Source organism: Streptomyces solincola, from assembly GCF_002982015.1.
GTDB lineage: Bacteria > Actinomycetota > Actinomycetes > Streptomycetales > Streptomycetaceae > Streptomyces > Streptomyces solincola.
This window is the reverse complement of the sequence record NZ_PVLV01000644.1, coordinates 1-1,292: the sequence shown is the minus strand read 5'-3', so window position 1 is coordinate 1,292 and position 1,292 is coordinate 1. Positions and strand designations below refer to the sequence as shown.

Annotated in this window: 3 protein-coding genes; all 3 read left to right on the top strand. The window is 74.8% G+C overall.

Annotation, left to right across the window (positions count from 1 at the left end; translation table 11 throughout):
* The first annotated feature begins 31 nt into the window (after positions 1 to 31).
* The 3 genes from C6N75_RS28705 (at position 32) to C6N75_RS28695 (ending at position 1,134) form a co-directional block, all read left to right on the top strand.
* The gene (locus tag C6N75_RS28705) at positions 32 to 325 is read left to right on the top strand and encodes a hypothetical protein (RefSeq protein WP_407703288.1); all 294 of its coding nucleotides are present in this window, start codon (positions 32 to 34) and stop codon (positions 323 to 325) included.
* Entirely contained in the window at positions 322 to 597 is a 276-nt protein-coding gene (locus tag C6N75_RS28700; RefSeq protein ID WP_105871771.1) for a DUF4031 domain-containing protein, read from the top strand. The genes C6N75_RS28705 and C6N75_RS28700 overlap by 4 nt, the downstream gene beginning before the upstream one ends.
* A gap of 111 nt (positions 598 to 708) precedes the next feature.
* Entirely contained in the window at positions 709 to 1,134 is a 426-nt protein-coding gene (locus C6N75_RS28695) for an ATP-binding protein (protein WP_105871770.1), read from the top strand.
* Positions 1,135 to 1,292: the final 158 nt, after the last annotated feature.

Sequence of the window (1,292 nt, the reverse complement as noted above, 5' to 3'; positions counted from 1 at the left end):
CGACCAGCGACACCACCTCCGCCTCGCCGACCTGATGGCGCGCGAGGTCGCCGAGGCGGAGGTGGTGTCGCTGGTCGAGGAAGCGGTGACGCACCGGCGGTGGTGGGTGGGCCAGTGGCCGGACGGCGTCGCCTATGTGGCCGGGCTGGTGGCCCAGGACGTGCAGGACGCCCTGCTGGAGCGGTACGGCCGCTGGCCGCTGTGCCCGGTCTGCGCCTCCGGCGACCCGCACGCCCTGGACGTCGAACCGGAGCTGGGGGAGGACCCGCACTGGGTGTGCGGCAAGGCGGGCGTGGTGGTCGCCCCCGTCGGCGGCCTGACGTGACCCTGTACATCGACCCGCCGAACTGGCCGGGGCACGGGCGGATGTGGTCGCACCTGGTCAGCGACGTCTCCTACGAGGAGCTGCACGCCTTCGCCGCCCTGATCGGCGCGCCGGCCCGGGCGTTCGACCGGGACCACTACGACGTGCCGAGCGAGCGCTACCGGGACGCGGTGGCGGCGGGCGCGGTGGAGGTCGGCTCGAAGGAGCTGGTGCGCCGGCTGACGGCCGCCGGCCTGCGCCGCCCCAAGCACCGCAGCGGCGACCGGCGGTAGGACTCCGGCAGCCGGAGTGGCCCGGCCCCCGGGCCGGGATGCCCGGCGGGCCTCCGGGTAGACGCATCCGCAGACCGACCGGTTGTCGGATGACGGGCAGGGAGGACCACGATGGGCGGATCGTCGGTACGGGCGGTGGGCTGGGCGCGATCCCTGCCGATGACCAGCACGGCCAAGGAGGCCAGAGACTGGGCGCGGGCGCACCTGGCGTCGCTCGACTGGACGGCGAAGGCGCCGGACACGGTCGACTCGGTGCTGCTCGCCATCTCCGAGCTGGTCACCAACGCCCATGTGCACGCGCACAGTTCGGCGCAGCTCGTGCTGACCTGGGACACCGGCTGCCTGCATGTCGCCGTGCACGACTCCTCCGACCGGCTGCCGGAGGCGCATCCGCCCAGCACCGAACGCCTGGGCGGGCGCGGGATGTTCATCGTGGACGCGCTCGCCGACACCTGGCAGGCCCGGCCGTGTGCCGACGGCAAGCTGGTGATGGCCTGTTTCCAGCCACCGGCTGAGGCGTTGAACGAGTCCTCCTGACGGGTCGGCGGGAATCGGCCGCGCCGGTACGGGGCCGGGGGACGCCGGGGGCCCGGGGCCCGGGGATCACACCGCGCCGCCGCCGCTGGTCAGCAGGTCCAGTTCGGTGCCGAGGTTCTGGCGGGCGCGGTCCTCCCAGGCGCTCGCCCCGTGCGGGG